At 70.4% G+C, this 1,428-nt stretch carries 1 protein-coding gene; it reads right to left on the bottom strand.

Annotation, left to right across the window (positions count from 1 at the left end):
- Positions 1-18: 18 nt before the first annotated feature.
- Positions 19-1,221, bottom strand: coding sequence for an IS110 family transposase (locus ACH5AF_RS35325; RefSeq protein WP_398907647.1), 1,203 nt, complete (start codon positions 1,219-1,221; stop codon positions 19-21).
- Between the last annotated feature and the right edge of the window lie 207 nt (positions 1,222-1,428).

Raw genomic sequence — 1,428 nt, 5'->3', positions numbered from 1 at the left:
GGAGTCTCAATGACGAAGTCAAGCCGCCTGCGTGACCGGCGGGGCGGAGGTGAAGACCCGTCCGTCACGCAGAAGTGCCCACAGAACGCTCGCTCGTCGCCGGGCCAGCGCGATGACCGCCTGGACGTGTTTGCAGCCCTCGCCGCGCTTCTTGAGGTAGAAGTCCCGGTTCGCGCCCTCGCGAATAATGCTGGTCTGCGCGGAGAGGTAGAACACCCGTCGCAGGCGGCGGCTGTAGCGCTTGGGCCGGTGCAGGTTGCCGGTGCGGCGGCCGGAGTCGCGTGGCACGGGCACGAGCCCGGCCGCCGAAGCCAGATGACCGGCGTCCGCGTAGGCCGACAGGTCGCCGGCAGCGACGACGAACTCGGCCCCGAGTATCGGGCCCATGCCGGGCAGGGACTCGATGATCTCCGCCTGCGGATGGCTGCGGAACGTCTCGCGGATCTGCTTGTCGATCCGCTTCAGCCGGTCGTCCAAGTCCAGGATCTGCCCGGCAAGGGCGGCGACGATCTGCGCGGCGACATCCTCCCCGGGCAGCGCGGTCTGCTGTGCCTGGGCTGCTTCCAGCGCGGTCGCGGCGACCGCGTCGGCGCCCCGAACGCTGCGGTTGGCCAGCCAGGCCGTCAGCCGGGCCCGGCCGCGGCGACGGATGGCGGCCGGGGTCTGGTGGCCGGTCAGCAGCACCAGCGCGCCCTTGTGCGCCGAGTAGTCGAAGGCCCGCTCCAGCGCGGGGAAGACGCCGGTCAGCACGTCACGGAGACGGTTGATCATCCGCACCCGGTCGGCCACCAGATCGGCGCGGTGGGCCGTCAGCAGCGCGAGGTCGGCGGCCAGCTGGGCTGGCACGTCGATCGCGGCGAAGTCGTTGCGGTGGCGGGCGGTCTCGGCGATGACATAGGCGTCGCGGGCGTCGGTCTTGGCCTCGCCCCGGTAGGCGCCGGACATGCGGTTGACCGTGCGGCCGGGAACGTAGACGGCCTGCTGGCCATGGGCTGCAAGCAGGGCCAGCAGCAGAGCGGAGGACGTGCCGGAGATGTCCACCGCCCAGTGGACATCGTCGGCCAGGTCCAGGATCTCACCGATGGCGGTCAGGATCGCCGGCTCATCGTTCTCGATCTTCTTGGACCACAGCGTGGCACCGGTCTCGTCGACCACAGCCGCCCAGTGATGCCCCTTGCCCGCGTCGATGCCGGCCCAGACCTGGGCCCGTCGCTCGCTCACTCGCCCCTCCTCGTTCCGCACAGCGTGCCGTCGGCCCGAGGAACACCCCGCTGTCATCTCCGTAATCAGCGACCGCACGAGGCGCGCACATCTCAATCAGCAGCCAGGGCGCCCCGGAGAGCCGGACGGCCACTCCTGCGGAGCCACTGAAGGCAAGACCCCATAAGCCACATCCGGCCCTCCCGGGCCATCCAACAACTTACGGAG

It is taken from the genome of Streptomyces sp. NPDC018833, assembly GCF_044390825.1.
In the GTDB taxonomy this organism is placed as follows: Bacteria; Actinomycetota; Actinomycetes; order Streptomycetales; family Streptomycetaceae; genus Streptomyces.
This window is presented reverse-complemented; position numbering and strand designations above follow the sequence as displayed.